This is a genomic window from Actinoalloteichus sp. GBA129-24 (assembly GCF_001941645.1).
In the GTDB taxonomy this organism is placed as follows: domain Bacteria; phylum Actinomycetota; class Actinomycetes; order Mycobacteriales; family Pseudonocardiaceae; genus Actinoalloteichus_A; species Actinoalloteichus_A fjordicus.
In genome coordinates this window covers 3,078,266-3,104,968 of sequence record NZ_CP016077.1, presented here as the reverse complement: position 1 = coordinate 3,104,968, position 26,703 = coordinate 3,078,266, and the positions used below count along the sequence as shown (strand labels likewise).

The window sequence follows — 26,703 nt, the reverse complement described above, 5'->3', positions numbered from 1 at the left end:
CCGACGGCGGGCCGTCTGCCGGAATCACGCGGTGCACGCGGACGCGGTACTGCGGCGCGGTGTTCGGCTGGACGCGGTCGGGCACCCGCTGCGACCTGCCGACGGCGGCGGCGCGCGCTCGAGCGCGCTGGTGACCAGCTCCGTCCCCGTCGAGGCAGGGTCGCGGACGACGACCGGGATGCGGCGCGCGACCCGGCACCGGTGTTCCGCCAAGCCGGACCCGGCAGGCCGACCCGACCCGCTATGTCCCACCCTGCGGGAGAAATCGGCCGATACCCCCGAACGGGTGGCAGCCGGGGCGCCCATCCGGGTGTGATCTGCCCGGATACGAACGGCATGCCGGGCTGCCCCGGCCGAAGGGACGACAGATGAGTACGACGGACCGAGACCCGGACGGCGACGCGGGCGGCACGCGAGCCGGGCAGGACGACGCCCGGCCGAGCAGTGCGGCCGCAGGCGGCGCGTGGCGGTGGGGCGTGGGCGCGGCCGTGCTGGTGGTGCTCGCGCTGATCGGGTTCGTCGCCTGGCCGCTGCTCGGCGGTCCTGAGAACGACACCGACAGTGCCTCGGGCGACGGCACCGCAGCGATCGAGACGACCGTCGAGGCCGACACGGCGGCGGACGACGAAGCCGACTCGGCCGAGGTGTCCTGCACCGCCGAACTCGATCCCGCCGACGAGTTCCTCGCCGCGATCTGCGACCCGGAGTACCACGAGGCCCGCCGCGCGGCCCTCGACGCGGCGGCGGGCGACACCGGCTTCAGCATCGGCGTGCGCGGCGACGTGCCGACCGACGGCTACATGGTGTCCTTCGACGACGCGCCCGGCCTCACGCTGGCGGGGACACTGCTCGCCGACACCGACGCGCTGGAGGCGGAGGTCGACGAGTTCCTGCTGACCAACCGCGAGTTCTTCGCCGAGCGAACCGGCTCCTACCTGGGGGGCTGGATCAACCCGGACACCGAGGAGCTGGTGATCGGGGTCTCCGAGCGCTACACCGATCGCGAGGAGTCGCTGCGGGTCGGCGCACAGCGGAATCAGATCGCGGTCTACGACCTGGGCGAGGGCGAGGACATCCTGGTGGCGGAGGCGGTGCCCGCAGGAGGCTGAGCGCGACGGTCGCCTCGGCGGGCCGGGCCACGATCGGAACCGGCCCGCCGTGGCCTGCGGCGGGCGGCAGCGGGCGGCCGGGCCACGGCGGGGCAGCGGCGGCGGCCTGGGGCGCGGCCTGTCGGTCAGGCGGTCGGTCACGGCGGTCCCGCACGACGGGACGACCGGGCGCAGGGTCGTCCCGGCCTGCGGGGAGCTGGTCAGCGGTCGCGGTGACCTCGGATCGTCTGCGCTCGGGAGCGCATCCGACCACGCGAGGAAGCTGGAGAAGTTTCATATACTGGGATCACAGCGGTGAAGATCGGTGTCGAGTTCTCATATCGTGGCTATCCGCATACCATCCACTGGACCGTTCGGGTGAGGCCAGGCCGCGTCGCGCAGCCTTGGTGTCACCCACCGTGTTCGAGCCTCGAAGGACCGTCATGCCGCGCTCCCTCCGATATGCCGCCGTGCTCTCGCTCACCGCCGTGGCCGCCATGAGCTGCAACGCCTCGTCGAACGAGACCGGAGGCGACGGGGCCGACGGACCGTCCTTCGTGCTGGTGACCCCCAACCCGATCGGCGTGAACGACTTCCTCCGGCTCTCCGTGGAGGGCGTCGAGAACGCCGCCGAGGAGCACGGCGGGACCTCCAGCGTCTACGAGAGCAGCGACCCCGCCTCGATCCAGCAGAACATGGCCGCGGCCGTCCGGGAGGCGCCCGACGTGGTCGTGGCGGTGGGCTTCAACTTCGCCGACGTCCTCGCCCAGGAGGCCGAGCGCAACCCCGAACAGCAGTTCCTGTTCATCGACTCCTGCACCGAGGAGAGCTTCCCGAACGTCACCTGCGCGACCTTCCGCGAGCACGAGGCCAGCTACCTCGCGGGCGCCCAGGCGGGCCTGCTCACCGAGACCGACCACGTCGGCGCCGTGGTCGTGCTGGACTCCCCGCAGTTCCACCGCTTCTCCGACCCCTTCGGCGAGGGCGCCGCACAGACCAACCCGGACGTCGAGTTCACCCAGCTCTTCATCGGCGGTCAGAACCCGTTCAACGACCCGGCCCGCGCCAAGGAGTTGGCGGGCACGCTGGCAGGCAGCGGTGTGGACCACGTGATGGGCGCGGCCTCGGCGGCGGGCAACCTCGGCGTCTTCGAGGCGGCGGAGGAGGGCGGGTTCTTCGCCTTCGGCGTCGACTCCAACCAGTGCCCGGCCAGCCCGGGCCAGGTGGTGGACAACGTGGTCAAGCGCACCGACGTGGTCATCGCCGACGGCATCGACGCGATCCTGGGCGGTGCGCCCGGCGATGACCGCTCTTACGGCCTCGCCGAGGACGGCCTGTCGTTGAGCGGGCTGCTCGATGACGCGAGCGAGTCGCAGTGCACCATCGCCGAGCACCCCGAGGTCATCGAGGAGGTCGCCGCCCTGCGCGATCGGATCGTCGCGGGCGACATCACCGTCGTCGACCCGGCGGGCTCGTGACCACCTGATGACGGACAGCACCTCCGACGACCCGCGCGGCAGGCCCGCCGACGCCCCCGACAGCAGTGTCGACGAGCAGTCGCCCGCGGTCGTCCTGCGCGGAATCACCCGACGGTTCCCCGGCGTAGTAGCCAACGACGGCGTGGACCTGCGGGTCGAACGCGGCGAGATCCACGCGCTGATGGGCGAGAACGGGGCGGGCAAGTCGACCCTGATGTCCATCCTCTACGGCGCGCTGCGCCCGGACGCGGGCGAGATCGAGCTGTTCGGCGAGCGAGTCGAGCCCGCCGGGCCCGCTGCGGCGATCGCGGCGGGCATCGGCATGGTGCACCAGCACTTCATGCTCTTCCCCGGCTTGTCGGTCACCGAGAACGTGATCTACGGGCAGGAGCCGGTCCGGCGGGGACTCGTGGATCGCGCCGCCGCCCGCGCCAGGGTCGTCGAGCTGATCGAGCGGTTCCGCCTCGGCGTCGATCCGGACGCCCGGGTGCGTGACCTGCCGCTGGGCGTGCGCCAGCGGGTGGAGATCCTCAAGCTGCTGTACCGGGACACCCGCGTGTTGATCCTCGACGAGCCGACCGCCGTGCTCACCCCGGACGAGGTGGACCGGCTCTTCGACGTGCTGCGCGGCCTGGCTGCGCAAGGACGCAGCGTCATCCTGGTGACGCACAAGCTGGGCGAGGTGCTCGCGGTCAGCAGGCGGGTGACGGTGCTGCGGGACGGCCGGGTCGCCCAGGTGATCCCCACCGCCGAGGCGAGCGCGGCGAGCCTGGCCTCGGCGATGACCGGCCGCGACGTCGAGCTGGACATCGTGCATCCCCCCGGCTCCCCCGGCAGGCCGGTACTTGCGGTGCGGGAGCTGACGGTGGCCAGGCGGGGCGGCCGACCGCTGGTGGACTCGGCCTCCTTCACCGTGCGAGCGGGCGAGATCGTCGGCATCGCCGGGGTGGCGGGCAACGGCCAGAGCGAGCTGATCGAGGCGATCGTCGGACTGCGCACCGCCTCCGGCGGCGAGGTCCGGGTGCTGGACGCCGACGTCACCCGGCTGCGGATCGCGGCCCGACGGCGGGCAGGCCTGGCCTACCTGCCCGAGGACCGGGGCGCGGTGGGCTCCGCGCCCGGCGCGTCCATCGCCGAGAATCTCGCGGCCGGCTTCCAGCGAGGCAGCCTGCGCTCGCGGGGCGGGCTCCTGCGCCCGGCCGCGATGCACGCCCATGCCAGGGCGATCATCGAGCGTTTCGGCGTGCGGGCGGGCGACACGCGCTCGCCGATCCGCTCGCTGTCCGGCGGCAATCAGCAGAAGGCGCTGTTGGGCCGGGAGATCACCCGCAAGGCTCCGCTGCTGGTGGTCGAGCAGCCCACCCGGGGCGTGGACATCGCAGCAGTGCAGGCCGTGCACGCGGAGCTGATCGCCTGCCGGGACGCCGGGCATGCGGTGCTGCTCGTCTCGGCGGAGCTGAGCGAGATCCGCGGGCTGTCCGACCGCGTCCTGGTGTGTTACGAGGGTCGGCTGGTCGCCGAGCTGTCGCGGGACGAGGCGACCGAGGAACGGCTCGGACTGGCGATGGCGGGTGACTCATGACCGACGTACTGCGTGGGCGCCGGGGCGCGGTGCTGATCGCGCTCGGCGCGGCGTTCGTCGTCGCCACGGTGCTGCTCGCCGCCACCGGGGCCGACCCGCTGCGGGCGTATCAGGCGCTGGTGGTGGGCGCGTTCGGCCCCGACGGCTTTCCCGGCACGCTGGCGTATCTGGTGCCGGTGCTGGGCATGGCGATAGCCCTGGCGATCCCGCTGCGGGCCGGGATGGTGAACCTCGGCGGCGAGGGTCAACTCGTCCTCGGCGCGATCACGGCGGTGATCATCGGCCTGCACAGTCCGCTGCCCGCCGGGTTCACGGTGCTGCTCGCGGTGGCAGGCGGCGTGCTGGCGGGGGCGTCGTACGCGGCGCTCGCCGCCCTGTGCGAGACATCGCTGGGCGTCCCGTTGCTGGTCAGCTCGCTGCTGCTGAGCTACCCGGCGATGTCGCTCGCCTCGTACCTGGTGCGGTTCCCGCTCGCCGACCCCGGTTCCAGTCTCCCGCAGAGCAGGCGGCTCCCCGAGGGGGTGGCGCTGCCCGGGATCGGCCTCGGTGAGGTCACCATCGGGCTGTTCGCCGTCCTGGCGGTCGTGGTGGTGTTCCTGGTCGTCGACGCGCGGACCCCGGCGGGCTACGAGGTGCGGATGACCGGAGCCGGTCCCCGGTTCGCCGCCTATGCGGGCATCGACCGGCCCGCGCTGACTCTCCGGCTGCTGGCGGCCTCCGGCGGTATGGCTGGCCTGGTGGGTGCGATCATGGTGCTGGGCTTCCCGTTCCGCTTCATCGACGGTGCGTTGATCTCGCCGCAGTACACCTGGATCGGGCTGATGGCCGCGCTGCTGGCCGGGGCGAGCCCGGTCGGCACCGCCCTGGCCGCGTTCTTCTTCGCCGCGTTGACCAACGGCGGCTTCGACATGGAGCGGGTCACGCAGACGCCGCGTGAGCTGACGGCGATCCTGCAAGCGGTGATCATCGTGTTCCTCGCGGCGTCCACCGGTCTGCTGCGCCGCCGGGGAGGGTCCCGATGACGATCGATCCGGCACTGTTCGCCGCCGCGCTGCGGGCCCTCACCCCGATCCTGTTCGCCGCCCTGGCCGGGGCGCTGTGTCAACGGGCGGGGGTCTTCAACATCTCGTTGGAGGGCACCATGCTCGTCGGCTGCTTCGCGGGCGTGGCGGGCAGCTGGTTCAGCGGCAGCGCCTGGGTGGGCGTGCTCGCGGCGATGGCGGCCTCGGCGGCGTTCTCGCTGATCCTGGCGGTCGGCCACGTGACGCTGGGCGCCGATCCGATCGTGCTGTCGGTGGCGATGAACATGCTGGCGGTGGGGTTGACGGCCTTCCTGCTGCGCACGGTGTTCGGCACGCAGGGCAGTTTCAGCGACCCCGCGTTGCAGGGCCTGGGGCGGGTCGACATCCCGCTGCTGGCCGACGTCCCCGTGCTCGGCCCGGTGCTGTCGGGCCATTCCCCGCTGCTCTATCTCTCCTGGCTGGCGGTGGCGGGGCTCGCGGTGCTGCTCTACCGGCATCCGTGGGGCCTGCGGCTGCGCGGCGTCGGCGAGAACCCCGAGGCGGCGACGAACCTGGGCGTGAGCGTCACCCGACACCGTTACGGCGCGATCGTCGTGGGCGGCGCGCTGTGCGGGCTCGGCGGCGCCCAGCTCGCGTTGGGCAATGTGACCTTGTTCGCCGAGAACATGACGGCGGGACGTGGCTGGATCGCGGTGGTCGCCGTCATGCTGGGTCTGGCGGCACCGATCGGCGTGTTCCTGGCGGCACTGCTGTTCGGTCTCGCCGAGGCGTTCGGCTTCCGGCTCCAGGCCGTGGGCCTTCCGCAGCAGGCGGCGGACGCCGCGCCGTACGTGGTGACCCTCGTGGCACTGTTCCTCTCCAGCCGTCGCATCCGGCGACGGGACGAGGCGAAAGGGACCCTCACTCGATGACCGACTCCCCCGACTCGCAGGCCGAGGGCACGGCCGACGTGCTGCCCGTGACGAAGATCCCCCGACGCGGCCTGCCCGGCCTGGCCCTGGTCGTCGGCGACCCCGCGCGTGCCGACGCCGTCGCGGCCCGGCTCACCGAGGGGAGGCTGATCGGCGAGAATCGCGAGTACCGGACGTATGCGGGCACCTGGCGGGGTGTCGAGCTGGTGGTGTCCTCGCACGGCGTCGGCGGACCCGGCGCCGTGTGCCTGTTCGCGGAACTCGCCGAGGCGGGCGTGCACACGTTCCTGCGCTTCGGCACGGCCGGATCGCTGCGTCGCGACATCGGCGACGGTGACCTGGTGATCGCCGAGGCCGCGGTGCGCGACGACGGCGTCTCCCAGCAGCTCGTCCATCCGGAGTACCCGGCCTTCGCGACGCCGGAGGCGACGCTGGCGCTGACGGCGGCGGCACGCACGCACGGCGTCACGCATCGGCGCGGCGTCGTGTGGACCAGGGCGGCGTTCAGCCCGGCGGTGCTGACCCTGCCGGTGCGGGAGTACACGGCGGCCGGGGTGGCGGCCATCGAGATGGAGTTGTCGGCGCTGTACGTGTTCGCGAGCCTGCGCGGGCTGCGCGCGGGTGGCGCACTGGTCGTGGACGGCTATGCAGGGGACGACGACGTGGACGCCACCACCTACGCGCCGCACCGACAGGTCGTCGTGGACGCGGTACGGCGCAGCGCCGACGTCGTGTTGGACGCGCTGATCGCCTTGGCCGAGAGCGGAGAACGAGTATGAGCACGCCGATCGAACAGCCGAGCGTGCTGCACATCGCCGAGGAGGTGGCCGCGCGGCTGCGCGCCGACGCCGTCGAGCGGGAACGCCGGGGCGCCGAGCCGGTCGCAGAGGTGGCACTGCTGCGCGAGTCCGGCCTGCTGCGGCTGCTGGTGCCCGTCGAGCACGGCGGGCTGGGCGGCGACTGGCCCACCGCGCACCGGGTGATCGCCACGGTGGGGGCGGCGGACGCCTCGATCGGTCATCTGCTGGGCTATCACTACTTCCAGCTCTGGCGGACCCGCCTGTTCGACGTGCCGGAGCAGCAGGCCCGGCTGGAGCGCGCCACGGTCGAGGGCGGCTGGTTCTGGGCCGGGGTCAGCAACCCTCGGGACGCGGCGCTGGTCGCCCGGGCGGTGCCGGGCGGGCTGGCCGTCAGCGGACGGAAGTTCTTCGCCACCGGGGCCAGCGTCGCCGACCGGCTGATCGCCAGCGGCACCGAGGCCGACACCGGCCGCAAGATCGCCTTCACCCTGGACGCCTCGGCGGCGGGAATCCGCTATCTGGGCGACTGGGACAACCTCGGACAACGGCTGTCGGCCAGCGGCGGCGTCGAGTTCACTGATGCGTTCGTGCCCGAGGGCGACGTGCTGGGGGCGCAGCCCGCCCCGGACGAGCCGCGCGCGTGGCGGGACTCGCTGAGCCCGCTGGGCTTCCAGCTGCTGCTGAGCAGACTGCACGTCGCCATCGCCGAGGGCGCGCTCGGCGAGGCGGGCCGTTACACGGCCGAGCAGTCCCGCGCCTGGCCGCTGTCGGGAGTGGAGGCGGCGACCGACGACCCGTATGTGCTCGCCGAGTACGGCAGGCTCGACGCCCGGCTGACGGCGGCGACGCTGCTGGTGGACGCGGCCTCGCGCGCGTTCGAGGCAGCCGAGGCGCTGGGCACCGGGCTGACGGCCGAGCGGCGCGGCAAGCTGGGGGTGCTGATCTCCAGGGCGAAGGTCGTGAGCACCGAGGTGGTCAACGAGGTGGGCACCAGGATCTTCGAGCTGACCGGAGCACGGGCCACCGGCGCCCGCCACGGGCTGGACCGCTACTGGCGCAACGCCCGCACGCTGACGCTCCACGACCCGGTGAGCTACAAGGCCCGCGAGATCGGCCGTCATCTGCTCACCGGCGAGCTGCCGCCGGTGACGGGCTACAGCTGAGATTCGGGTTCGGACTCGCCGGGTTCGGGTGTGCGCGGGGTTCGGGTTCGGTCGGGGCCTCCGGTGCGGAGTCCAGTCGCCGAGTCCGGGCCGGTGGCCTGCCCGTCTCGGCGGCGCCGGCGGCCGGGTCACGGAGCCCGGGTCCGGCGGCAGGGCGAGCCGCCGGACCGCAGGCGACGCATGACAAGACAGAGACGACGAGCGGGAACAGGGGTGTGAGGACATGACGGCGGCGGAGCAGCCCACCGCGACCACGCGGGCGGCGAGCGGCGGGCCCGATCCGCAGGCCCCGATCGCCCCGGCCGAGGCGCCGGGCCCGGTCCTGGCGCACAGCGTGCGGCTGGCGGACGACGGGGTGCACATCCTGGACCGGCGGGTCTTCCCGTTCGAGCGGCAGTGGGTGCACTGCCGCACTGCCGAGGACGTCGCGACTGCCATCAAGGACATGGTCACCCAGTCCTCCGGGCCGTACTTCGCCGCACTGTGGGCGATGGTGCTGGCCGCCAGGCAGGCCCGCGATCTGGACGCGCCCGCCGCCCACTCCCGACTGGTCGCCGCAGGCCGGGCGCTGATCGCCAGCCGTCCCACCAACGACGCGCTGCGCAAGGCGGTCGCCTCGGTGTTCGCCGAGCTGTCGGAGCCGGGAACACCCGACTCGGACCCCGCAGGTGTCGACGCGGCGCGGCCGCCTGCGGGCTTCCCCACCGGGGACGCCCTCGTCGAGGCCGCCCTGCGCGGCGCGCGAGCCGGTGACGAGGACTATCGATCCCGCAGCCGAGCGCTGGGCGAGCACACCGCGGCCCTGCTGCCCGACGGCGCGACGGTGCTGACCCACTGCTGGGCCGACCTCTACCTGGTGGAGACGGTCGCCGCCGCCGCGCGGCGCGGTCGGACACTGCGCTTCTTCTGCACCGAGACGCGGCCGTATCTCCAGGGCGCCCGGCTCACCGCCGAGACGCTGGCCGAGATGGGCGTGGACGTCACCCTCGTCACGGACGGGATGGGCGCCTCGATCCTGGCGGAGGGGCTGGTGTCCGCGCTGGTGACGGCGGCGGACCGGGTCACGATGGACGGACACGTGGTCAACAAGGTCGGGACCCTCGGTCTCGCCGTGGCCGCGCACGCCTTCGACGTGCCCTTCTACGCGCAGGTGCAGACGCCCGACGCGGGCGCCCGCACCGCCGCCGACGTCCCGATCGAGTACCGCGACGGCGACGAGGTGCTGCACACGCTGGGACGCCGCACCGCGAGTCTGCGGGTGCGGGGGCACTACCCGGCGTTCGACGTCACCCCGCCGAGGTTCGTCACCAGGGTCGTCACCGATCGGGGCGCCCTGGACCCCGGCCTGCTGGCCGACTATCACCGCAACAGAGAGGACACGACGTCATGACCGGCAGTCTGACGGCCCGCTGGGTCGTGGTCGACATCGAGGGGACCCTGACCCCGACGAGCCAGGTGCACGTGGTGCTCTACGACTACGCGCGGCCGAGGCTCGGGCCCTGGATCGACGCCCACCCCGAGGACGAGCAGGTACGCGCGGCCGTCGAGGCGACCAGGGCAGAGGCGGGACTGCCCGCCGACGCGGGCACCGCCGAGATCGTCGCGGTGCTGCACTCCTGGATGGACGCCGACCGCAAGGCCGCCCCGCTCAAGAGCCTCCAGGGCCTGATCTGGCAGGAGGGCTACGCGCGACGCGAGCTGATCTCGCAGTACTTCCCGGACGCGTTCCCGGCGCTGCGGCGCTGGCGGGACGGCGGGCTGGACTTGGCGGTGTTCTCCTCCGGCTCGGTCGCAGGCCAGATCGCCTCCTTCTCCCACAGCAACGAAGGCGACGTCACCGGCCTGTTCCGCCACCACTTCGACACGGTCAACGCCGGGCCCAAGCGGGAGGCGCCGTCCTACCGGGCCATCGCGGCCGGCCTCGGCGATCCGCCTGCGGGCGAGATCGTGTTCCTCTCCGACGTGCCCGCCGAACTCGACGCCGCCGCCGAGGCGGGCTGGCAGACCGTCGGGCTGGCGAGGTCGGGCGAGCCCTTCGCCGAGGCCGATTTCGGGCCGCACCGGGCGATCGCGTCCTTCGACGAGGTGGAGATCGTGGCGGCCGCAAAGGACGATTCGCGATGACCGACTCCCCTACGACGTTCACGCCCAGTGCGACGCAGCTCGACCAGGCGGGCCGGGCGCTGGCGCAGGAGGCCGCCCGCTACACGCGGATGGGCTGGATGCGCGGCACCTCTGGGAACCTGTCGGTGACGTTGAACCACGATCCGCTGCGGCTGGCCGTGACCGCCAGCGGGCTGGACAAGGACGAGCTGACCTCGCGGGACTTCGTCGTCGTCGACGGGTCGGGCGAGGCGGTGCCCGGCGGCCCCGAGCCTGCCCGCAGGCCGTCGGCGGAGGCCGGGCTGCATGCCAGGATCGCCGCCGTCGCCGGGGCGGGCGCCGTCGTGCACGTCCATGTGCTCGCCCCGGTGGTCGCGGCCGAGCGGTGGCCCGCAGGTGTGGAGCTGCGCGACCTGGAGATGCTCAAGGGCTTCGGCCGTGCCGCGCACGACGACGTGGTGACGGTGCCGGTGGTGGCCAACAGCCAGGACATGACCGTCCTCGGCGACGCCTTCGAGGCGGGGTTCGATCCGGCGACCCCGGCATTGATCGTGGCTCGGCACGGCCTGTATGTGTGGGGAGAGGACCTGCATTCGGCGCGGAATCGCGCGGAGTGCCTGGAGTGGCTGCTCCGGTTCACCCTGGAGACCAGGGCCGACGCCGGGGAGCACACGGCGAGAGGCAGGTGGACGTGATGACGTTGTTGACGGTCTGGCCCGAGGACGATCCGACCTCGGTGCTGCGACGCACGGAGGACCCCCAGGAGATCAGCGCGGTCCTCGCCGAGCTGAAGGTCCGCTTCGAGCAGTGGCCCGTGGTGACGGACCTGCCCGCCGAGCCCACCTCCGAGGAGGTGCTCACCGCCTATCGGGAGCGCGTCGACAAGGTGATCGACGAACAGGGTTATGTGCTGGTCGACGCGCTGCACATGACGCCGAGCGATGACGCGGAGTGGCAGGAGAAGGCGGCATCCGCCCGGAAGCGCTTCCTGTCCGAGCACACCCATGACGACGACGAGGACCGCTTCTTCGCCAGGGGTTCCGGGGTGTTCTACCTGCACGTCGACGGCAAGGTGCACGCGGTGCTGTGCGAGGCGGGCGATCTGCTGAGCGTGCCCGCGAACACCACGCACTGGTTCGACATGGGCTCCCGGCCGGACTACGTGTCGGTGCGGTTCTTCCACGACGAGGAGGGCTGGGTGGGCGACTTCATCGAGGACTCCATCGCACACCGCTTCCCCAGCTTCGACGAGCTGGCCGCCGGGCGGGGCTGACCCCGGGGCACGACGGTTCAGCTGTTCTCTCTCCGGCCGCGCGGGAGCGTTCCCGCGCGGCCTGTGGTGCCTCGTGGCCGGGGCGTCGGTGAACAGGTCAACGCGACGCCGGACTGGGCTGTCTCATCAACAACGCGCGCGAGCTCCTGCGCGCCGACGTGATCGGCATCGGGCTCGTCGTCTACGCCGCGCTGGGTCTGGCCACCGCCGCACCGGGCAGGCTGCGGTGTCTGGTGGCCTTCCGGCCGGGGGTGATCTCGCCGACCCTGGCCGCACAGACGGGGGCGATTCACCAGCGGTCCTGTCGGCGGCAGGCCGCGCCGCCGCACCGCGCTAGTCGGCGGAGCCCGGTGCGGCGGAGCGGGCCGGGTCCGCCTGCCCGCGCGGCGCGGGGGGCGACGCCTGCCGACCGCCGAGTTCGGCGAGTCGGACGAGGAGTGCCTCCGGGCCGGGCATCGCCTCGATCTCGGCACGGACCAGCGCGCAGCTGCGCCGGATGTCGGCGGAGCCCAGGACGTGGTCGAGACTGCTGGTCAGCGTGGCGACGTCGAGGTCCCGCTCGGCGAGCACGACGCCCGATCCGCTGCGCCGCACCGCGTCGGCGTTCAAGGGCTGATCGGCCATTCTCGGCAGCACGAGCTGCGGGGTGCCGTGGGCGAACGCGGTGAAGGTAGTGCCCGATCCACCGTGGTGGACCACCACCGAGCAGTGCGGCAGCACCGAACTGAGCGGGACCCAGCCGGACACGATGACGTTCGACGGCAGTCGCCTGCGGATCGTCTCGTCCGGCGTGTCGACGGCGAGGACGACCTCGGCGTCGCGGGCCGCCGCCACCGTGATCGCCGACTGGACCACCTCGTCCACGCCCGCGCCCGGCAGCACCGAGCCCATCGTCAGGCAGATCCGAGGACGTCGGGGCACCGCGCAGACCACGTCGCTGAGCAACGCGCCGCCGTTGTAGGGCACGTAGCGCAGCGGCAGTCCGCGAGCCGACCTCGGCGGGCGCAGGATCTCGGGGCACAGGTCGACCACGGCGGCGGGCGGTTCGAGACGGTCCGCGACGCCGTGGCGGGTCGCGACGTCGTCGAGCACGCCCAGCAGTCCGGTGGCGGGCGGATGGGGCAGGCCCATGCCGTGCAGAACCGAGGGGATGCCGACCGCGGTCGCGGCGATCTCGCCTGCCGCGAGGAACGAGGTGAACACGAGGAGGTCGGCTCGCCAGTCACGGGCGATGCGCACGGTCCCGTCGATCATCCGGCCGCTCACGGCGAACAACGAGGCCAGGAAGTCGGCGTCCTCGGCGGGTCGGTGGTCTCGGACCGCCGACCAGGAACTTCCGAACGCGGCGGTCATCCCCTGCCACTGTGCGGCGGGATCGCCCTCGGTGGCGTGTTCGCCTGCCGTGCGGCGGGCGAGGGCGCGGGGCGCCAGTTGATGGTAGCCGGCGGTGGCGCTGCCGTCTGGCGAGACGTCGACGGCGGGTAAGCCGGAGCGGACCGCCATGTCCAGGCTCGGCCCGGTGGTCGCCACCAGGATCTCGTGGCCTGCGGCACGCGCCGCCCACATCGTCGGCACGGCGGGCAGCAGGTGCCCGACGCCGGGCGCGGCCACCAGGAGTATCCGCATCGATCCCCTTCCTCTCACCCGACGAATCAGGTTCGTCGGACTAGCGACGTCGTCGGTGAATCGGACAGTTGATCACCGCTGCGCGCGAGCGTCTCGCGTCGCCGGGCGACAGGACAAGCCGCGATCGACTGACACGACTCGTCCTCGAGTCGCTCTCGAGCGGGCTTCGAGGCTCGTCGCCGCGCCCGCCGGGGATCGCCGTCGGTCGGCGCGGCGGGCAGCCTGCAACCGGTGCGGGGCGGCGACCTCGGCACGCCGTTCGACGGCCGCCAATGCGCAGGGCGGGCCTGGTGCGGCGCCGCAGGACGGGGGTCCGGCACAGCGCCGTAACGCTTCGCCGGGCCGCCACGAGAGGCCCGACCGACCTTGCGGAGGGGCGGGTCAGCCCGGGAAGGACACCACCGAGCGGGCGCCCTCCCCCCTCGCCAGTCGATCGAGGGCGGCGGGCGTCTCGGCCAAGGAGATGCGGTGGGTGATCAGCGGAGTCACGTCGAGATCGCCTGCCAGGACGTCGCGGGCCAGTGCGGGCACGTCGCGGTCGGGATCGGCCGCGCCGTACACCGAGGAGCGCAGCACCCGGCCGGAGTGGAAGACGTCCAGTGCGCTGAGACTGATCACGTCGTCTCGAGCGCCCATGCCGACGACGATCACCCCGCCACCGCGCCGCACCGAGCGCCAGGCGGTCTCGATGGTCGTCGCCCGGCCGACACACTCGAAGGCGTGGTCGACGCCGCGCCCGTCGGTGCGGGCCCGGATCGAGCGGACGAGCCCGCCGTCGGAGACGAGGAAGTCCGTCGCGCCCGCCGCGATCGCGAGTGCGTGCTTGGACTCCGTGACGTCGACCGCCAGGATCTGTTCCGCGCCCGCATCGCGAGCGGCCAGGACGGCGGACAGGCCGACCCCGCCGAGTCCGATCACGACGACGGACTCCCCCGCCGCGACCCGCGCGGTGTTGCGGACGGCGCCGACGCCGGTCAGCACCGCGCAGCCCAGCAGCGCGGCCTGGTCGAAGGGCAGTTCGGCGGGCACCGGGATGACCGCGTGCTGCGGTACCACGACCTCCTCGGCGAGTGCGCCGAGACCGAGCGTGACGTGCAGCGCCGCGCCGTCGGCGGTGGCGCCCCGTGCCGAGGACGGCCTGCCTGCGGTGTCACAGAACCACGGCCTGCCCGCCGCACAATGCCAGCAGGTCCGGCACGCAGGCGACCAGTTGAGCACGACGTGCTCCCCGCCGGAGACGCGATCGGTCCCCGGCCCGACGTCGGTGACGACGCCCGCCGCCTCGTGGCCGAGTGCCAGCGGGAAGGACGGGGCGAGCGTGCCGTTGATCATCGACAGATCGGAGTGGCAGACCCCGGCGGCCCGAATCCGGACCCGGACCTCGCCCGGTCCCGGATCGGGCAGCCGCACCTGTTCCACAGTGGGCGACAGGTCCGCACGACGCGCCAGCAGGGCCGACACGGTGCGTCCGCCGCTCATCGCTGGATCGCCTTCACCTCGGTGAACTCCGCGATGCCGTGCGCGCCCAACTCCCTGCCGAGACCGGACTGGCGGTAGCCGCCGAAGGGCGCGGCGGGGTTGAACGCACCGCCGTTGACGTCGACCGCGCCGGTACGCAGCGACCGCGCCACCGCCAGCGCCCGTTCGGCGTCGGCGGACCAGACCGCTCCGGCGAGGCCGTAGCGCGAGTTGTTGGCCACCGCGACGGCCTCGGCGTCGTCGGCGACGGGGATGATCGCCAGGACCGGGCCGAAGACCTCCTCCTGAGCGAGCGCGCCGTCGGGATCGACGTCGGCGAACACGGTGGGGGCGACGAAATGGCCCTGCGCGGGCACTTCGGCGTCGGATCCGCCGATCACCAGCCTGGCTCCGTCGGCGACGGCGCGGTCGACGTGGCCGAGTACCCGATCACGCTGCGCGGCCGAGACCAGCGGGCCGAGGCGGGTCTGCGGGGCGACGGGGTCGCCGAGGGTGAAGCGGCGGGCGGACTGCTCGGCCAGTTCGACGGCCTCGGCATACCGGCTGCGGTCCACCAGCATCCGACTCCACGCGGTGCAGGTCTGGCCGGAGTTGAGGAAGGCCTTGCCGACGCCTGCACGGACGGCGGCGGGCAGGTCGGCGTCAGCCAGGACGAGGTTGGCCGACTTGCCCCCCAACTCCAGGGCGACGCGGGCGATCCGATCGGCGGCCAGGTGGGAGATCCGGGCGCCGACGGCCGTGGAGCCGGTGAAGGAGACCATGTCGACGTCCCGGTGCCCGGCCAGCGCCTCGCCGACCACCGGACCGGTGCCGACGACCAGGTTGAGCACGCCGGGCGGCAGTCCCGCCTCGTGGACGGCGTCGAAGAAGAGGTACGCCGTCAGCGGGGTCACCTCGCTGGGCTTGAGGACCACCGGACAGCCCGCCGCCAGCGCGGGCGCCACCTTGGCGACCACCTGATGCAGCGGGTAGTTCCACGGGGTGATCGCGGCGACGACCCCGACGGGCTCCCGGACCACCAGGGAGTTGCCGACGGTCTCCTCCGCTGGCGGCCGGGCGGCCGTCTCGGCGATGCCGCGCAACACCGTCAGCGGCATTCCGACATGCACGGCGGCGGCCACCCGCTGCGGCGCACCGAGTTCCCGGCCGATGGTGGCGGCGAGGTCCTCGGCCCGCGCCGCGACCGCGTCGGCCAGTCGGGCGAGGTGCTCGGCCCGCACGGCGGGCGGGGTGGCCGCCCACGGCGTCGCGGCGGCACGGGCGGCGGCCACCGCCCGGTCCACGTCCCGTACGGACCCGGCGGGCACCGTGGCGATGATCCGCTCGGTGTAGGGGTTCTCGACGGGGATGACGCCCCCGCCGAGCGGCTCCGTCCACTGTCCGTCCAGATAGAACCTGCTGCGGTCGGCGGCTCGCGCCGCCCCGGCTGATGTGGCGACGTCTGCGCTGGTCATGGCATCCCTGCTCGTCGAACGGCCGAGGGTGAGCGACGAAAGTGGACTAGCGCCGCTAGTTTTCACCTTAGCGCCGCGACCGCCTCGCCGATAGAGGCTGCGGCCGGGAGGTGCGCCGACGGCGGGCGGCGCGGGAGAGCGGCTCGACACGACGACCGTCGAGGCGACGGCGACGAAGTCGGGGGAAGGCGAAGACAGAGCCGGGAGGACAGCGGCAGCGGCGAGGTCGGCAACGGCGCGACGACGTCCGACGACGCGAGATTCGAAAACCCACGCTGCCCGACGTGATCACCTCCGCACGCGGCAAGGCACGGGAGCGAACCGGACTCGAGCAGGCCGCCCACCCCCGCGGGACGGGCGGACGGCGGACGGCACTGCGACGCTCCGGCCGTCGAACCGACGATCCGCCCAGGAGGACGCGCGCCCTGCGGCGTCGAGGCGGCTGCTCGGCGCCGAACCGCCGCATCGGCCGCCGGGAGGCATGGAGGCCACTCGGAACCGGCGCTCCCGCGATCGGGAGCACACCCCGCCCCGGCTAAGGCCGGGCCTGTCCGGTCGTCGCAGATCCGCCCGTCGCCGAACTACCCGCCGCAGGCGGCAGCGGGCCGACGACCTCCGCGTAGACCTGACTCAGCCCGGCGAGCAGCATGTCGACCCCCAGCGCGAAGGCGCCCTCGTCGACGCTGCGCTGGTGATCGGCGAGCAGGTGCGCCTGCGACAGGTGCGGGTACCGCTCCTCCTCGTACAGCGCGGGATCGGCCTCGAAGCCCCTGGCGAAGGAGCCCAGCGCCGAACCCGCGACGACGTAGCGCATCACGGCGCCGATGTGGGTGGCCCGCGCGGGCGGCCAGCCCGCGTCGACCAGGCCGCCGTAGACCGCGTCCGCCATCGCCAACGCGGCGGGCCGCCTGCCCGGCCCTCGTGCCAGGACCGGCACGATGTTGGGGTGCGCGGCCAGGGCGTCGCGATAGGAGTGCGCCCATCGGCGCAGCGCCGTCCGCCAGTCGTGTTCGGCGAAGAAGGAGACGTCGACCTGCGCGATGATCTCGTCCGCGACGGCGTCGAGTATCTCGTTCTTGGTCGCGAAGTGGTTGTAGAGCGAGGGCCCCCGGACGCCCAGTTCGAGGGCGAGGCGTCGCGTGGAGAACGCATCGAGCCCGTCGGCGTCGATCAGCACCGTGGCGGCCTCCACGATGCGGGCCCTGCTCAGCCGGGGCTGACGCGGCCGAGCCATACCGACCTCCTCGGCGGCGGGGACGACGACCGCCGCGCACGGAACTCTGTCACATCACCCCTGGACGCCGATAAACTTCCAGCGCTAGTTTATGGGGGATCACGATTTCCAGGGGCTGTTCCCAGGGCACGATTCCCGGCACACGATTCCCAGGGCACGGAGGCGAGATGGACCTGACCCTCTCATCGGAGCAGGCGGCGCTGCGCCGCCTCGCCGCCGACTTCGTCGACCGTGAGGTGGTGCCGCATGCCGCCGACTGGGACCGTCGCGAGTCGATCGACCTCGAGCTGATCCCCCGCCTCGGTGAGGTGGGGTTCCTCGGCATGACCATCCCCGAGTCCTACGGCGGCTCCGGCGGAGATCACCTGTCCTACTGCCTCGTGCTGGAGGAGCTGGGACGGGCGGACTCCTCGGTGCGCGGGGTGGTCTCGGTGTCCCTCGGCCTGGTGGCCGCCTCGATCCTGGCGTACGGCACGGAGGCACAGCGCCGCTGGTGGCTGCCCAGGCTGTGCTCCGGGGAGGCGCTGGGGTGCTTCGCACTGTCCGAACCGGACACCGGATCGGATGCAGGCTCGCTGCGGACCCGTGCGAGCAGGCAGGACGACGGCTGGCTGCTCACCGGGGCGAAGACGTTCATCACCAACGGCACCTGGGCGCAGGTCTGCGTGGTCTTCGCCAGGACCGGCGGTCCTGGCCCTCGGGGGATCACGGCGTTCCTGGTGCCCGCCGACTCCCCCGGTCTGACCCGCCGCGAGATCCACGGCAAACTCGGCCTGCGCGGCCAGGCGACCGCCGAGCTGACCTTCGACGACGTGCTGCTGCCCGACTCCGCCCGGCTGGGCGAGGTCGACCGGGGCTTCGGCATCGCGATGTCCGCCCTGGCCAAGGGCCGGATGTCGGTGGCGGCCGGGTGCGTCGGGGTGGCGCAGGGCGCACTCGACGCCGCGGTGGCCTACTCCCGAGAGCGCGAGCAGTTCGGCAGGCCCGTCGCGGGCCACCAGCTCGTGCAGCGGCTGATCGCCTCGATCGCCGTGGACGCCGCCGCCGCGCGCCTGCTGGTCTGGCGGGTGGCCGATCTCCTGGACCGTGGCCAGCCCTTCGAGACCGAGTCCTCGATGGCCAAGCTCTTCGCCAGCGAGGCCGCCGTGCGCGCCGCCGACAACGCGGTGCAGGTCTTCGGCGGCGCGGGCTATCTCGACGAGTTCCCGGTGGCCAAGTATCTGCGGGACGCCCGCGTCACCACGCTCTACGAAGGCACCACCGAGATCCAACAGCTGATCATCGGCCGGGCGCTGACCGGCGTCGGCGCCTTCAGATAGGTCGGCGCCGCCTGCCGAGGGCCCCGACGCGGTGTCTGCGGCGGCGGTCCGATGCCACGAGTGTGCCAAGGCGCACCACACGTTCCGCCCGACCGTCCCCTCCGAGGAGCCCGACCATGCGTGCCGTCCACTTCGTCGCCGCCCGTCGCACCCCGATCGGCCGACTGCGCGGGGCACTGCGCGCCGTCCGACCCGACGATCTGGCCGCCCAGGTCATCGCGGGCCTGCTCGCCGACGTGCCGGCCATGGACCCGGCGAGGATCGACGACGTCTACTGGGGCGCGGCCAATCAGTCCGGTGAGGACAATCGGAACGTGGCCAGGATGGCCGTGCTGCTCGCGGGCCTGCCGGACTCGGTGCCGGGGGCGACGGTGAACCGGTTGTGCGCCTCCGGGCTGGAGGCGGTGATCACCGGCGCTCGGGCGATCGCCGCAGGCGAGGCCGAGGTCGTGCTGGCGGGCGGTTCGGAGTCCATGAGTCGAGCCCCGTTCGTGCTACCGCGTCCCGCCGACGGTCTGCCTCACACGATGGAACTGGCCGACACCAGGCTGGGCTGGCGGCTGGTCAACGAGAAGGCGGGCGAGCGACACGGCGTGCTGGCGATGGGCGAGACGGCCGAGGAGGTGGCGACCCGGTGCTCGATCTCACGGGAGCGTCAGGACGCCTTCGCGCTGCGCAGCCATCGCCGGGCGGCCGAGGCTCGGGCAGCAGGCCGCTTCGACGACGAGCTGCTGCCGGTCCGCACCCCCGACGGCGATCTCGTCGACGCCGACGAGGGCATCCGGGAGGACACCTCGCCTGCGCGACTCGCGAGCCTGCGCCCCGCGTTCCGCGCCGGGGGCACCGTGACGGCGGGCAACTCCTCGCCGCTGAACGACGGCGCCGCAGGCCTGCTGCTGGTGAGCGACTCGGCGCTGGCCGATCTCGGGGTCACGCCGTTCGGCCGCTACGCGGGAGGCGCCAGCGTCGGCGTGCACCCCGACGTCATGGGGCTGGGACCGGTGCCCGCCGTCCGCGCCGTGACCGCCAGGACGGGCCGACGCGTGGCGGACCTGGACGCGGTGGAGGTCAACGAGGCGTTCGCGGCGCAGACGCTCGCCGTCGTCGATGCGCTCGAGCTGCCTGCGGAGCTGGTCAACCCCGACGGCGGAGCCATCGCCCTCGGGCATCCCCTCGGCTGTTCCGGCGCTCGAATCCTGACCACCCTGCTGCACCGCATGCGGCGGACCGGCGCGAGGCGAGGACTGGCGACGCTGTGCGTCGGCGTCGGACAGGGCACGGCGATGCTGATCGACCGCGATTGATCAACGAAAGGCCTGCGGCGGCATGGCATCAAGAGCCACCGAAGACGCCACCCCGACCGCCGACACACCCGTGAGAGACGACCGAGACGTCACATCATCGAGAGAGGGATCACCGTGAGCAGATTCGCCGAACGGATCGCCGTCGTCACCGGTGCCGCGCAGGGCATCGGCGCCGCCACGGCGCGCAGGCTGGCCGCCGACGGGGCGTCGGTGGCCGTGGTCGACCTGACCGAGGACCGGGCCAGGCCCGTCGCGGCGGAGATCGTCGAGGCGGGCGGCACCGCCGTCGCGATCGGCTGCGACGTCGCGGTGGAGAGTGACGTGGCGGCGATGACCGCCCAGGTCCTCGACCGCTTCGGCAGGCTGGACATCCTGGTCAACAACGCCGGGATCACCAGGGACAACCTGTTGTTCAAGATGCCCGCCGCCGAGTGGGACGCGGTCATCTCGACCAATCTGACCAGCATGTTCCTCTGCTGCCACGCGGCGCAGCAGCCCATGGTGGCCGCCGGATACGGCCGCATCGTCAATCTCAGCAGCCGGTCGGCGCTGGGCGCCAGAGGCCAGGTCAACTACGCGGCGGCCAAGGCGGGCGTCCAGGGCCTGACGGCGACGCTGGCCATCGAGCTGGGCCCCTTCGGGGTGACGGTCAACGCCGTGGCACCCGGCTACATCGCCACCGCGATGACGGCGGCCACCGCCCAGCGCGTGGGGCTGGAGGCCGACGATCACCAGCAGCGGGCCGCGACACAGATCCCGCTGCGCCGGGTGGGACAACCGACGGAGGTGGCCGAGGTGATCGCCTTCCTCGCCTCCGACGCGGCGTCCTACGTCAGCGGCCAGACGCTCTACGTCAACGGCGGTGCGCGGTGACCGCCCGAGGCGATGCCGAAGACGATCGCGTTCCCGGCCCACGTGCGGCGGTTTCCCAGGACCCGGCCGGAGCGGGTGACGCGGCGGTCGGGACGGGCGCGCGGTCGGCGGCTCCGGAGCCGACCTCGGACGCGGTCCCGTTGCGCGTCTTCGCCTCGTTCGCCGAGCTGTCCGAGGCGGTGGGCATCGTGATCGGCCCCGGCCCGTGGGAGTTGATCGAGCAGGCCCGCGTCGACGCCTTCGCCGAGGCCACCGAGGATCGACAGTGGATTCACACCGATCCGGAGCGGGCGGCGGACGGCCCGTTCGGCGGGACCGTCGCGCACGGCTACCTGACCCTGTCGCTGCTGCCGATGCTCAACCGGGGCCTGTACCGGGTGGCGGGCGTGCGGACCGGGGTGAACTACGGACTCAACCGCGTGCGGTTCCCGGCACCGCTGCGCACCGGCAGCGCGGTCCGGGCCACCAGCCGGATCGACGAGGCGACGCCGCTCGGAGACGGCGCCCTCCAGCTCGTCGCGACCGTCACCGTCACGGCGCGAGACGCCGAGCGCCCGTGCTGTGTCGCGCAGACCGTCTCCCGGCTGTACCCGGCCGAGTGATCTCGCTCGCACGGCGCGGCCACTCCTCGGCCGCCCGTGCGGGCCCGGCCGCCGACCGCAGGCCCGCCGGAGACGCCTCACGGCAGGACTCGGCGGGCCTCCAGCGCGAGGGACAGCTCAACGAGGTCGCGGGGCCGGTTCAGCGATCGGCCGGTGAGCTGCTCGAAGCGGCGTAGTCGGTTGAGCACGGTGTTGCGGTGGCAGAACAGCAGACTGCCTGCTCGCAGCGCCGATCCGTCGCTGTCGAGCCAGGCGGTCACCGTCGACAGCAGCAGTTCCCGGTCGGGCGCGTCCAGCGCGAGGACGGGGCCGAGGGCGCGCTCGACGAGCGCGGCGCCCAGATCCGGGCAGGAGACGGCCATCGCGGCGGGCAGGTGGTCGTGCAGCAGCGCCGCCTCGCCGTCCCGAGTGCAGGTGGTCACCGCGATCTCGGCGAGCCGACAGGCCGAGCCCAGCGCCGCGAGTCCGCCCGCCACCGGGCTGATGCCCGCTCGCCCGCCTGCGGGAACCCGCAGCGATCGGGCCAGTTCCTCGAGGCCGCGTTCGGCGCCGAGCAGCACGATGCCCCGATCGGACTCCGCGCCGATGTGCCAGACGATCCGCGCGCCCGCGACCTCCGGCGGTAGGAAGGAGCCCCGGTAGGAGCTGCGTTCGCCGCCGGTCACGACGACCACCGCGTAGCGGCCGTGTTCCGGCAGGTCGAGCGCGGCGGCGACCGCCGGGACGTCGGCGATGCGCGCAGCCCCGTCGAGCACGGCTCCCACCAGGGCCCGCAGCCGCTCGTGGCGGCGCCTGGTCAGCCTGGTCTCCACCTGCCGGTAGGCCTCGGCGACCAGTCCACAGTGCTCGTCGACGAAGTTCCAGACGTCGGCCGCCACGTGGACGAGCAGGTGGACGTCGTCGGGATCGTTCCGGGTCGCGGTCTCCACCAGGCCCTGCCAGACGATGCCGCCGCCCAGCCGGAAGGCGTGCAGCAGCGCGTCCAGCGGAATGCCCTGTTCGGCACGCAGCGCGCCGATCCGCCAAGAGCACCGCCGCGCGGGCTCCCTGGTCTCCTTCGGCCGCAGCAGGGCACGCACGTTGTTCTCCAGGGACTCGTGCACCTCCTGCCACAGCTCATCACGGTCCACCGCCGCCGCTCGGTAGGCCGACTCCTGCGCCCGCAGCGAGGTCACCAGCCGATCGGTCAGCTCGGGGAGTTCGCCGAGCAGCACGGCGGCGGTCCGGTGCAGCAGCGCGACCGCCGTGCCGTCCGCCCTGGACCGGATGGGCGGTCTGGCCTCGGGCAGGCCGGGCAGCGACCGGGCGTCCAGCCGGGCGGATCGTGAGGACGCCGACCCGTGCTGCGGCTCGACGCGGCGCAGCCTGCCGCCGAACATCGGCGGCCCGACGGGCTCTGACGACTCGGCGCCCGTGCGGCCCGCCGTCATCGGTCTCACCATGGCTCTCCCTCGACCTCGACATGGGCGCTGATTCACGGCTCTCGACTCGCGGACTTCCGCCGCTTCCGACGCATCGGTCCCCGGGCGCGACGGGTCGTCGGCGGAGGCAGGCTCGACCCGCGGCGGGGCGCGACGCCGCCCGGAGCACGGTCGGCCCGGCGGCCGCTCGGGGGCGCCCGACCCTGTCGAGGCGGCGACCCGCCTCACCGCAGGCCCGCCCCTGGTCGCCCCGACCCGGACACGGCGGGTCCTCGCGGCGCATGCGGGGTGGTCTCCTGCGGGGTCGTCCCACCCGGAGGTCGGCGGCGCCGCACCCCCGCCGCGCCGGGCGGCTCCTGGCGGGCAGGCACCTCGACCACGTCGTCGCCCGTCTCCGCCGCCAGGACGTGCACCAGCTCGACGCGAGACCGCACCCCGAGCGCGGCGAACACGTTGCGCAGGTGGTGGTCGATGGTGCGCGGGCTCAGGCACAGCGTCGAGGCGACCTCGCGATTGGTCGCGCCCGCCGCGACCTGGCGGGAGATGCGGAGCTGCTGCGGGGTGAGCCTGCCCAGCAGTCCGCCTCGGCCGCCCGTCGCCGCGCCCGTCGCGCGCAGCTCGTCCCGGACCCGGTCGGCCCAGATCCGGGCCCCACAGCTCTCGAAATGCCGCAGCGCGCCGCGCAGCTGCTCCCTGGCCTCCCGTGGGCGTCGCCGCCTGCGGAGGAACTCGCCGTGCAGGCGTCGGGTCCTGGCGCACTCGAACTCCGTTCCCACGGCCTCGTGCAGCCGCAGTGCCGCGCCGAACAGGGCGTCCGCCTCGGCCGGGTCCGCGTCGAGCAGCGCCCGACAGCGCAACGCCTGCGCGAGGGCCACCGTGTCCCCGACCGCGCGGACCCGCTGCTCGAAGCGCCGCAGCAGCCCGCCGACGGGCCGAGGATCCCGGGCAAGGACCGAGGCCTCCACCAGACACGGCACGGCCAGGAACCGCACCGCGAAATGACTGTGCCCGGATCTGCCCTGTACCAGCGGAAACAGTCGATCCGCCGCCTCCTTCGGGCGGGACAGCGACAGATCGAGCCGCGCGAGACTCCATTCGGCCAGACTCACGGCCAACGAGAGTCCTCGGGCTCGGCCCGTCGCGATGACGGCGGCCGCGTGCTCTCGGCAGGCGACGGCGTCCCCCGCGACGGCGGCGGACATCGCCAACGCGGCCCGCAGATGCAGTGCGCAGTTGCCCTGCCCCGCTGTCCGGGCGGCGGCCAGCCCCGCCACGGCGTGCTCGGCCGCCCTGGCATGTTCACCGAGGCGCAGCTCCGCGTAGACGAGCAGTTCCAAGGCCCGAGGGACGATCGCCGTCCGACCGCCCGCTCTGGCCCGCGCCACCGCCCGGCTGCCCGCCTGCCTGGCCAGGGCCGATGCGCCGAGGATCGCGGCGCTGGTCGCGATGTCGAGCAGGACCTCCGGCGCGGCCTCGCCCGCCGCCCGGCGGCGCAGTTCGCGCACGGTGGCGGTCGCGGCACGGTGATCACCGCGCAAGACGGGGAGCAGACCGGCGGCGTCGTCCACCCGCCGAGGCGGTGTCGGGGCATCGGCGCGCAACGCCGCGACGGCGCCCGTCACCGTCGCCAGGCCGCGACGATCACCCGCCGTCCAACAGGCCTCCGCCGTCTTCGCGAGCGCCTCGGCCGCCAGACCGGGCGCAGACTCGCTCAGCAGAGCCGCCGCCAGGAGCAGGGCCTCCCGCGCGTCCTCGACGATGCCGTCCCGCAGTTCGACGATCCCCCGGAGGTACTCGGTCCGGCCCCGCAGCGTCGCCGACCTCGTCGAGGCTCCGGATCGAGCGAGCAGCGACCTGACCTGGTCGGTCCGGCCCGCCGCCCAGGCGTGCTCGGCGGCGCGGATCAGCCGGGCGCCGCGACGATCCCGGTCCCCGGTCAGCTCCGCAGCCCTGGACAACGCGTCCGAGCAGGCGGACGCGGCAGCCGTGCAGGCGTCGCCGTCGGACCCGACGCGGTCGACCGCCGCCTCGATCGCGTCCGCCAGAGCGGCATCGGGGCCGACGGCGCAGGCCGCGCGATGCCGCAGCGCGCGCAGCGACCGCTCCGGATCGTCCGCCACGGCGGCCAGCAGCCCGTGCGCCGACCGACGTCTGGCCTGCGACTCGCCCCGGTACACGGCCTCGGGCAGGAGTCGGTCCGCGAAGCCGAGACCGGGTCCGTCCACCCGCACCAGGCCCGCGGCCTCGGCGGGTTCCAGGCAACTCGGGTGCAGTCCGGCCCGCTCGGCCGCGCGCAGCAGGACACCGACGTCCACGACGCCCTCGATCTCCAATTCCACTGCGGCGAGTAGAAGCAGCAGCCGGGTGTCACTGGGCAGCCCGTCCAGCCGGGTCCTGACCAGCCACGACAGCGACGCCGCTGGCAGCAGGTGCCGGGGCAGCGGGACGAGGCCTGCGAGCTGGCCGGGTGCGAGCCCGGCGACCAGTTCGGTGAGGAGCCGGGGGACGCCCCGGCCGCTGTGCAGCAGCAGCTCACGAACCGTCGGTCGCAGCGGGCCTGCCACGAGGTCGTCCAGCATCGCGGCGGCGTCGGACTCGGTGAGCGGCCGGAGCCTGCGCACCGGGATCTCCGGCGGCCATCGCCGGGCGTCCTGGCGCGCCGTCAGCAGCACGGTCACCCCGTGGGCGGGCGTCAGTCGGCGGACGGCGAAGGAGAGGGCCGCGCGGGAGGCCGGGTCCAACTGGTCGGCGTCGTCGACGCAGCACAGCAGGCCGCCCTCGGCCGCCAGGCCTGCCAACGCGTGCAGCAGTGCTCGGCCGACGCGGCCCGCGTCCGTCTCGGGCGACTCGCGGGGAGTAGGGACCGACTGCGCCATGAGTCCCGGCGACGGTGCAGAGCGCGCCGAGCGGGGTCGCCGGGCGGGAGCGTCGACGGCGGCCACGACCGGAACGACGGCACTCGCCTCGTGATCCACGGGGTCGACGTCCTGGTCGACGAGGTCCATGGCGGCCAGCAGCGGCCGGGTCCGGGAGTCACCGACGGCGTGCAGCCGGTCGGCGACCGGACGCAGCAGCGCGTGCAGCCCGCTGTGTCGCAGACTCGACTCGGCGGCCACCGCACAGGTGCGCAGCACCGTGGCAGCCGGGATGCACCGGGCGCCGTGCTCCAGCAGGGTGGTCCGGCCCAGTCCCGGAGAACCCAGGATGAGCAGCGCACCGCCGCGCCCGTCACGCGCCTGCCTGCGCAGCTCGTCGATCGCCGTTCGTTCGGCGGCCCGGCCGTGTACTCGGATACCGACCGCCCTGTCAGGCACTCCGATCACCCTGATCAAGTTACGCACGGGTTACGTGCCGGGGAAGAGGCGACGGCACGGCCGGTTCCCCGGCCCGCCCTCGTCCTGAACCGTGACGGCCGGTGAAAGGCACTGGTCAGGGCTCCGTCGTCATCGGGTCCGCTCCAGCAGGCGCAAGCGCCACGCTGTGACCGCTCACATCGGAGTGCCCGCGCTCCTGGGCACCGTGACAGACCGGAGCCGCTGGGCTGCGGCGACCGGCGGATCGGCCCTCGCTGCGGGAGTTCGCCATGCTGAGCCACCTCGGCCGGGCTCGTCGCCGTGGTTCCGGCGTCGCTCACGCAACGCGGGCGGCGGGGTCGACGGCTCGTCTTCGCCGGTGCGCAGCGGCGACGCGATGGGCGGCGTGGGGCGGCCCCACCGCCGCGTTCGACCGCGCGGAACAGGCGCAGCGACTCGACGAGCAATCCGTTCGCCGTCGGCGCGGCCTGCGCCCACCGTCGAGGCCGCCCCCCGTCGGTCGCGTACTGCCCATGACGAGGCTCAGCTCCGGTGTCCCCGCGAGTGGCTCGTGCCCATAGTGGACGGACCCGTTGCCGCCACGCCTGCCGGGCCGCGACACGGACGGAGGCAGACGTGGGCCGCCGCCGAGTCGCCGTGGCATGGCTTCCTCCGGCG

The 26,703-nt window shown here is 73.6% G+C and carries 21 protein-coding genes; 15 read left to right on the top strand and 6 right to left on the bottom strand.

Features of this window, described 5'->3' with window-relative positions:
• Positions 1-368 precede the first annotated feature (368 nt).
• The 11 genes from UA75_RS13805 (at position 369) to UA75_RS13755 (ending at position 11,420) form a co-directional block, all read left to right on the top strand.
• The gene (locus UA75_RS13805) at positions 369-1,109 is read left to right on the top strand and encodes a hypothetical protein (protein ID WP_075740582.1); all 741 of its coding nucleotides are present in this window, start codon (positions 369-371) and stop codon (positions 1,107-1,109) included.
• A 422-nt stretch (positions 1,110-1,531) separates the two neighbouring features.
• Entirely contained in the window at positions 1,532-2,566 is a 1,035-nt protein-coding gene (locus UA75_RS13800) for a BMP family ABC transporter substrate-binding protein (RefSeq protein ID WP_075740581.1), read from the top strand.
• 7 nt (positions 2,567-2,573) lie between these two features.
• A complete protein-coding gene (locus tag UA75_RS13795) occupies positions 2,574-4,148 on the top strand; it encodes an ABC transporter ATP-binding protein (RefSeq protein ID WP_083690692.1) in 1,575 nt (524 codons plus the stop codon).
• Positions 4,145-5,170, top strand: a complete 1,026-nt coding sequence (locus tag UA75_RS13790) for an ABC transporter permease (protein WP_075740580.1) — start codon at positions 4,145-4,147, stop codon at positions 5,168-5,170. Before UA75_RS13795 ends, UA75_RS13790 begins: the two co-directional genes overlap by 4 nt.
• Positions 5,167-6,081, top strand: coding sequence for an ABC transporter permease (locus UA75_RS13785; protein ID WP_075740579.1), 915 nt, complete (start codon positions 5,167-5,169; stop codon positions 6,079-6,081). The genes UA75_RS13790 and UA75_RS13785 overlap by 4 nt, the downstream gene beginning before the upstream one ends.
• Positions 6,078-6,860 carry a nucleoside phosphorylase gene (locus UA75_RS13780; protein ID WP_075740578.1) on the top strand — a complete coding sequence of 261 codons (783 nt, stop codon included), beginning with the start codon at positions 6,078-6,080 and terminating at the stop codon, positions 6,858-6,860. The genes UA75_RS13785 and UA75_RS13780 overlap by 4 nt, the downstream gene beginning before the upstream one ends.
• On the top strand, positions 6,857-8,044 hold the full coding sequence (locus UA75_RS13775) for an acyl-CoA dehydrogenase family protein (protein ID WP_075740577.1): 1,188 nt from the start codon (positions 6,857-6,859) through the stop codon (positions 8,042-8,044). The genes UA75_RS13780 and UA75_RS13775 overlap by 4 nt, the downstream gene beginning before the upstream one ends.
• Positions 8,045-8,267: 223 nt before the next feature.
• Positions 8,268-9,434, top strand: coding sequence for a s-methyl-5-thioribose-1-phosphate isomerase (locus UA75_RS13770; protein WP_083683189.1), 1,167 nt, complete (start codon positions 8,268-8,270; stop codon positions 9,432-9,434).
• Entirely contained in the window at positions 9,431-10,168 is a 738-nt protein-coding gene (mtnC, locus tag UA75_RS13765; RefSeq protein WP_075740576.1) for an acireductone synthase, read from the top strand. The genes UA75_RS13770 and mtnC overlap by 4 nt, the downstream gene beginning before the upstream one ends.
• Positions 10,165-10,842, top strand: coding sequence for a methylthioribulose 1-phosphate dehydratase (gene mtnB, locus UA75_RS13760; RefSeq protein ID WP_075740575.1), 678 nt, complete (start codon positions 10,165-10,167; stop codon positions 10,840-10,842). The genes mtnC and mtnB overlap by 4 nt, the downstream gene beginning before the upstream one ends.
• Positions 10,842-11,420 carry a 1,2-dihydroxy-3-keto-5-methylthiopentene dioxygenase gene (locus UA75_RS13755; protein ID WP_075743791.1) on the top strand — a complete coding sequence of 193 codons (579 nt, stop codon included), beginning with the start codon at positions 10,842-10,844 and terminating at the stop codon, positions 11,418-11,420. Before mtnB ends, UA75_RS13755 begins: the two co-directional genes overlap by 1 nt.
• A 333-nt stretch (positions 11,421-11,753) precedes the next feature.
• Here UA75_RS13755 and UA75_RS13750 read toward each other — a convergent pair whose 3' ends face one another.
• From UA75_RS13750 to UA75_RS13735, 4 genes are all read right to left on the bottom strand, one after another.
• Positions 11,754-13,046: a glycosyltransferase gene (locus UA75_RS13750; protein WP_075740574.1), complete on the bottom strand. Its 1,293-nt coding sequence runs from the start codon at positions 13,044-13,046 to the stop codon at positions 11,754-11,756.
• Between the two features lie 381 nt (positions 13,047-13,427).
• Complete coding sequence (locus UA75_RS13745; protein WP_075740573.1) at positions 13,428-14,525, bottom strand: alcohol dehydrogenase catalytic domain-containing protein; 1,098 nt, start codon at positions 14,523-14,525, stop codon at positions 13,428-13,430.
• Positions 14,522-15,979 carry an aldehyde dehydrogenase family protein gene (locus UA75_RS13740; RefSeq protein WP_083683188.1) on the bottom strand — a complete coding sequence of 486 codons (1,458 nt, stop codon included), beginning with the start codon at positions 15,977-15,979 and terminating at the stop codon, positions 14,522-14,524. Before UA75_RS13740 ends, UA75_RS13745 begins: the two co-directional genes overlap by 4 nt.
• A 535-nt stretch (positions 15,980-16,514) precedes the next feature.
• Entirely contained in the window at positions 16,515-17,213 is a 699-nt protein-coding gene (locus UA75_RS13735) for a TetR/AcrR family transcriptional regulator C-terminal domain-containing protein (RefSeq protein WP_075740572.1), read from the bottom strand.
• 167 nt (positions 17,214-17,380) lie between these two features.
• Here UA75_RS13735 and UA75_RS13730 point away from each other — a divergent pair, with 167 nt between their 5' ends.
• From UA75_RS13730 to UA75_RS13715, 4 genes are all read left to right on the top strand, one after another.
• The gene (locus UA75_RS13730) at positions 17,381-18,532 is read left to right on the top strand and encodes an acyl-CoA dehydrogenase family protein (RefSeq protein WP_075740571.1); all 1,152 of its coding nucleotides are present in this window, start codon (positions 17,381-17,383) and stop codon (positions 18,530-18,532) included.
• A gap of 116 nt (positions 18,533-18,648) precedes the next feature.
• A complete protein-coding gene (locus UA75_RS13725) occupies positions 18,649-19,836 on the top strand; it encodes a thiolase family protein (protein ID WP_075740570.1) in 1,188 nt (395 codons plus the stop codon).
• A gap of 114 nt (positions 19,837-19,950) precedes the next feature.
• Positions 19,951-20,709: a 3-oxoacyl-ACP reductase FabG gene (gene fabG, locus UA75_RS13720; RefSeq protein WP_075740569.1), complete on the top strand. Its 759-nt coding sequence runs from the start codon at positions 19,951-19,953 to the stop codon at positions 20,707-20,709.
• Complete coding sequence (locus tag UA75_RS13715; RefSeq protein WP_318533350.1) at positions 20,706-21,311, top strand: MaoC family dehydratase; 606 nt, start codon at positions 20,706-20,708, stop codon at positions 21,309-21,311. Before fabG ends, UA75_RS13715 begins: the two co-directional genes overlap by 4 nt.
• A 77-nt stretch (positions 21,312-21,388) precedes the next feature.
• Here UA75_RS13715 and UA75_RS13710 read toward each other — a convergent pair whose 3' ends face one another.
• Both UA75_RS13710 and UA75_RS13705 read right to left on the bottom strand, forming a co-directional pair.
• Positions 21,389-22,753: a PucR family transcriptional regulator gene (locus UA75_RS13710; RefSeq protein ID WP_198043016.1), complete on the bottom strand. Its 1,365-nt coding sequence runs from the start codon at positions 22,751-22,753 to the stop codon at positions 21,389-21,391.
• Between the two features lie 203 nt (positions 22,754-22,956).
• Entirely contained in the window at positions 22,957-26,046 is a 3,090-nt protein-coding gene (locus UA75_RS13705; protein WP_198044256.1) for a helix-turn-helix transcriptional regulator, read from the bottom strand.
• Between the last annotated feature and the right edge of the window lie 657 nt (positions 26,047-26,703).

What these genes read in the sequence shown, in the direction of transcription:
- mtnB (WP_075740575.1), top strand. Translation starts at nt 10,165, where the DNA reads ATGACCGACTCCCCTACGACGTTCACGCCCAGTGCGACGCAGCTCGAC.
- UA75_RS13785 (WP_075740579.1), top strand. Translation starts at nt 5,167, where the DNA reads ATGACGATCGATCCGGCACTGTTCGCCGCCGCGCTGCGGGCCCTCACC.
- UA75_RS13725 (WP_075740570.1), top strand. Translation starts at nt 18,649, where the DNA reads ATGCGTGCCGTCCACTTCGTCGCCGCCCGTCGCACCCCGATCGGCCGA.
- UA75_RS13780 (WP_075740578.1), top strand. Translation starts at nt 6,078, where the DNA reads ATGACCGACTCCCCCGACTCGCAGGCCGAGGGCACGGCCGACGTGCTG.
- UA75_RS13710 (WP_198043016.1), bottom strand. Translation starts at nt 22,753, where the DNA reads ATGGTGAGACCGATGACGGCGGGCCGCACGGGCGCCGAGTCGTCAGAG.
- UA75_RS13775 (WP_075740577.1), top strand. Translation starts at nt 6,857, where the DNA reads ATGAGCACGCCGATCGAACAGCCGAGCGTGCTGCACATCGCCGAGGAG.
- UA75_RS13730 (WP_075740571.1), top strand. Translation starts at nt 17,381, where the DNA reads ATGGACCTGACCCTCTCATCGGAGCAGGCGGCGCTGCGCCGCCTCGCC.
- UA75_RS13740 (WP_083683188.1), bottom strand. Translation starts at nt 15,979, where the DNA reads ATGACCAGCGCAGACGTCGCCACATCAGCCGGGGCGGCGCGAGCCGCC.
- UA75_RS13800 (WP_075740581.1), top strand. Translation starts at nt 1,532, where the DNA reads ATGCCGCGCTCCCTCCGATATGCCGCCGTGCTCTCGCTCACCGCCGTG.
- mtnC (WP_075740576.1), top strand. Translation starts at nt 9,431, where the DNA reads ATGACCGGCAGTCTGACGGCCCGCTGGGTCGTGGTCGACATCGAGGGG.
- UA75_RS13795 (WP_083690692.1), top strand. Translation starts at nt 2,574, where the DNA reads ATGACGGACAGCACCTCCGACGACCCGCGCGGCAGGCCCGCCGACGCC.
- UA75_RS13790 (WP_075740580.1), top strand. Translation starts at nt 4,145, where the DNA reads ATGACCGACGTACTGCGTGGGCGCCGGGGCGCGGTGCTGATCGCGCTC.
- UA75_RS13750 (WP_075740574.1), bottom strand. Translation starts at nt 13,046, where the DNA reads ATGCGGATACTCCTGGTGGCCGCGCCCGGCGTCGGGCACCTGCTGCCC.
- UA75_RS13745 (WP_075740573.1), bottom strand. Translation starts at nt 14,525, where the DNA reads ATGAGCGGCGGACGCACCGTGTCGGCCCTGCTGGCGCGTCGTGCGGAC.
- UA75_RS13770 (WP_083683189.1), top strand. Translation starts at nt 8,268, where the DNA reads ATGACGGCGGCGGAGCAGCCCACCGCGACCACGCGGGCGGCGAGCGGC.
- UA75_RS13735 (WP_075740572.1), bottom strand. Translation starts at nt 17,213, where the DNA reads ATGGCTCGGCCGCGTCAGCCCCGGCTGAGCAGGGCCCGCATCGTGGAG.
- UA75_RS13755 (WP_075743791.1), top strand. Translation starts at nt 10,842, where the DNA reads ATGACGTTGTTGACGGTCTGGCCCGAGGACGATCCGACCTCGGTGCTG.
- UA75_RS13805 (WP_075740582.1), top strand. Translation starts at nt 369, where the DNA reads ATGAGTACGACGGACCGAGACCCGGACGGCGACGCGGGCGGCACGCGA.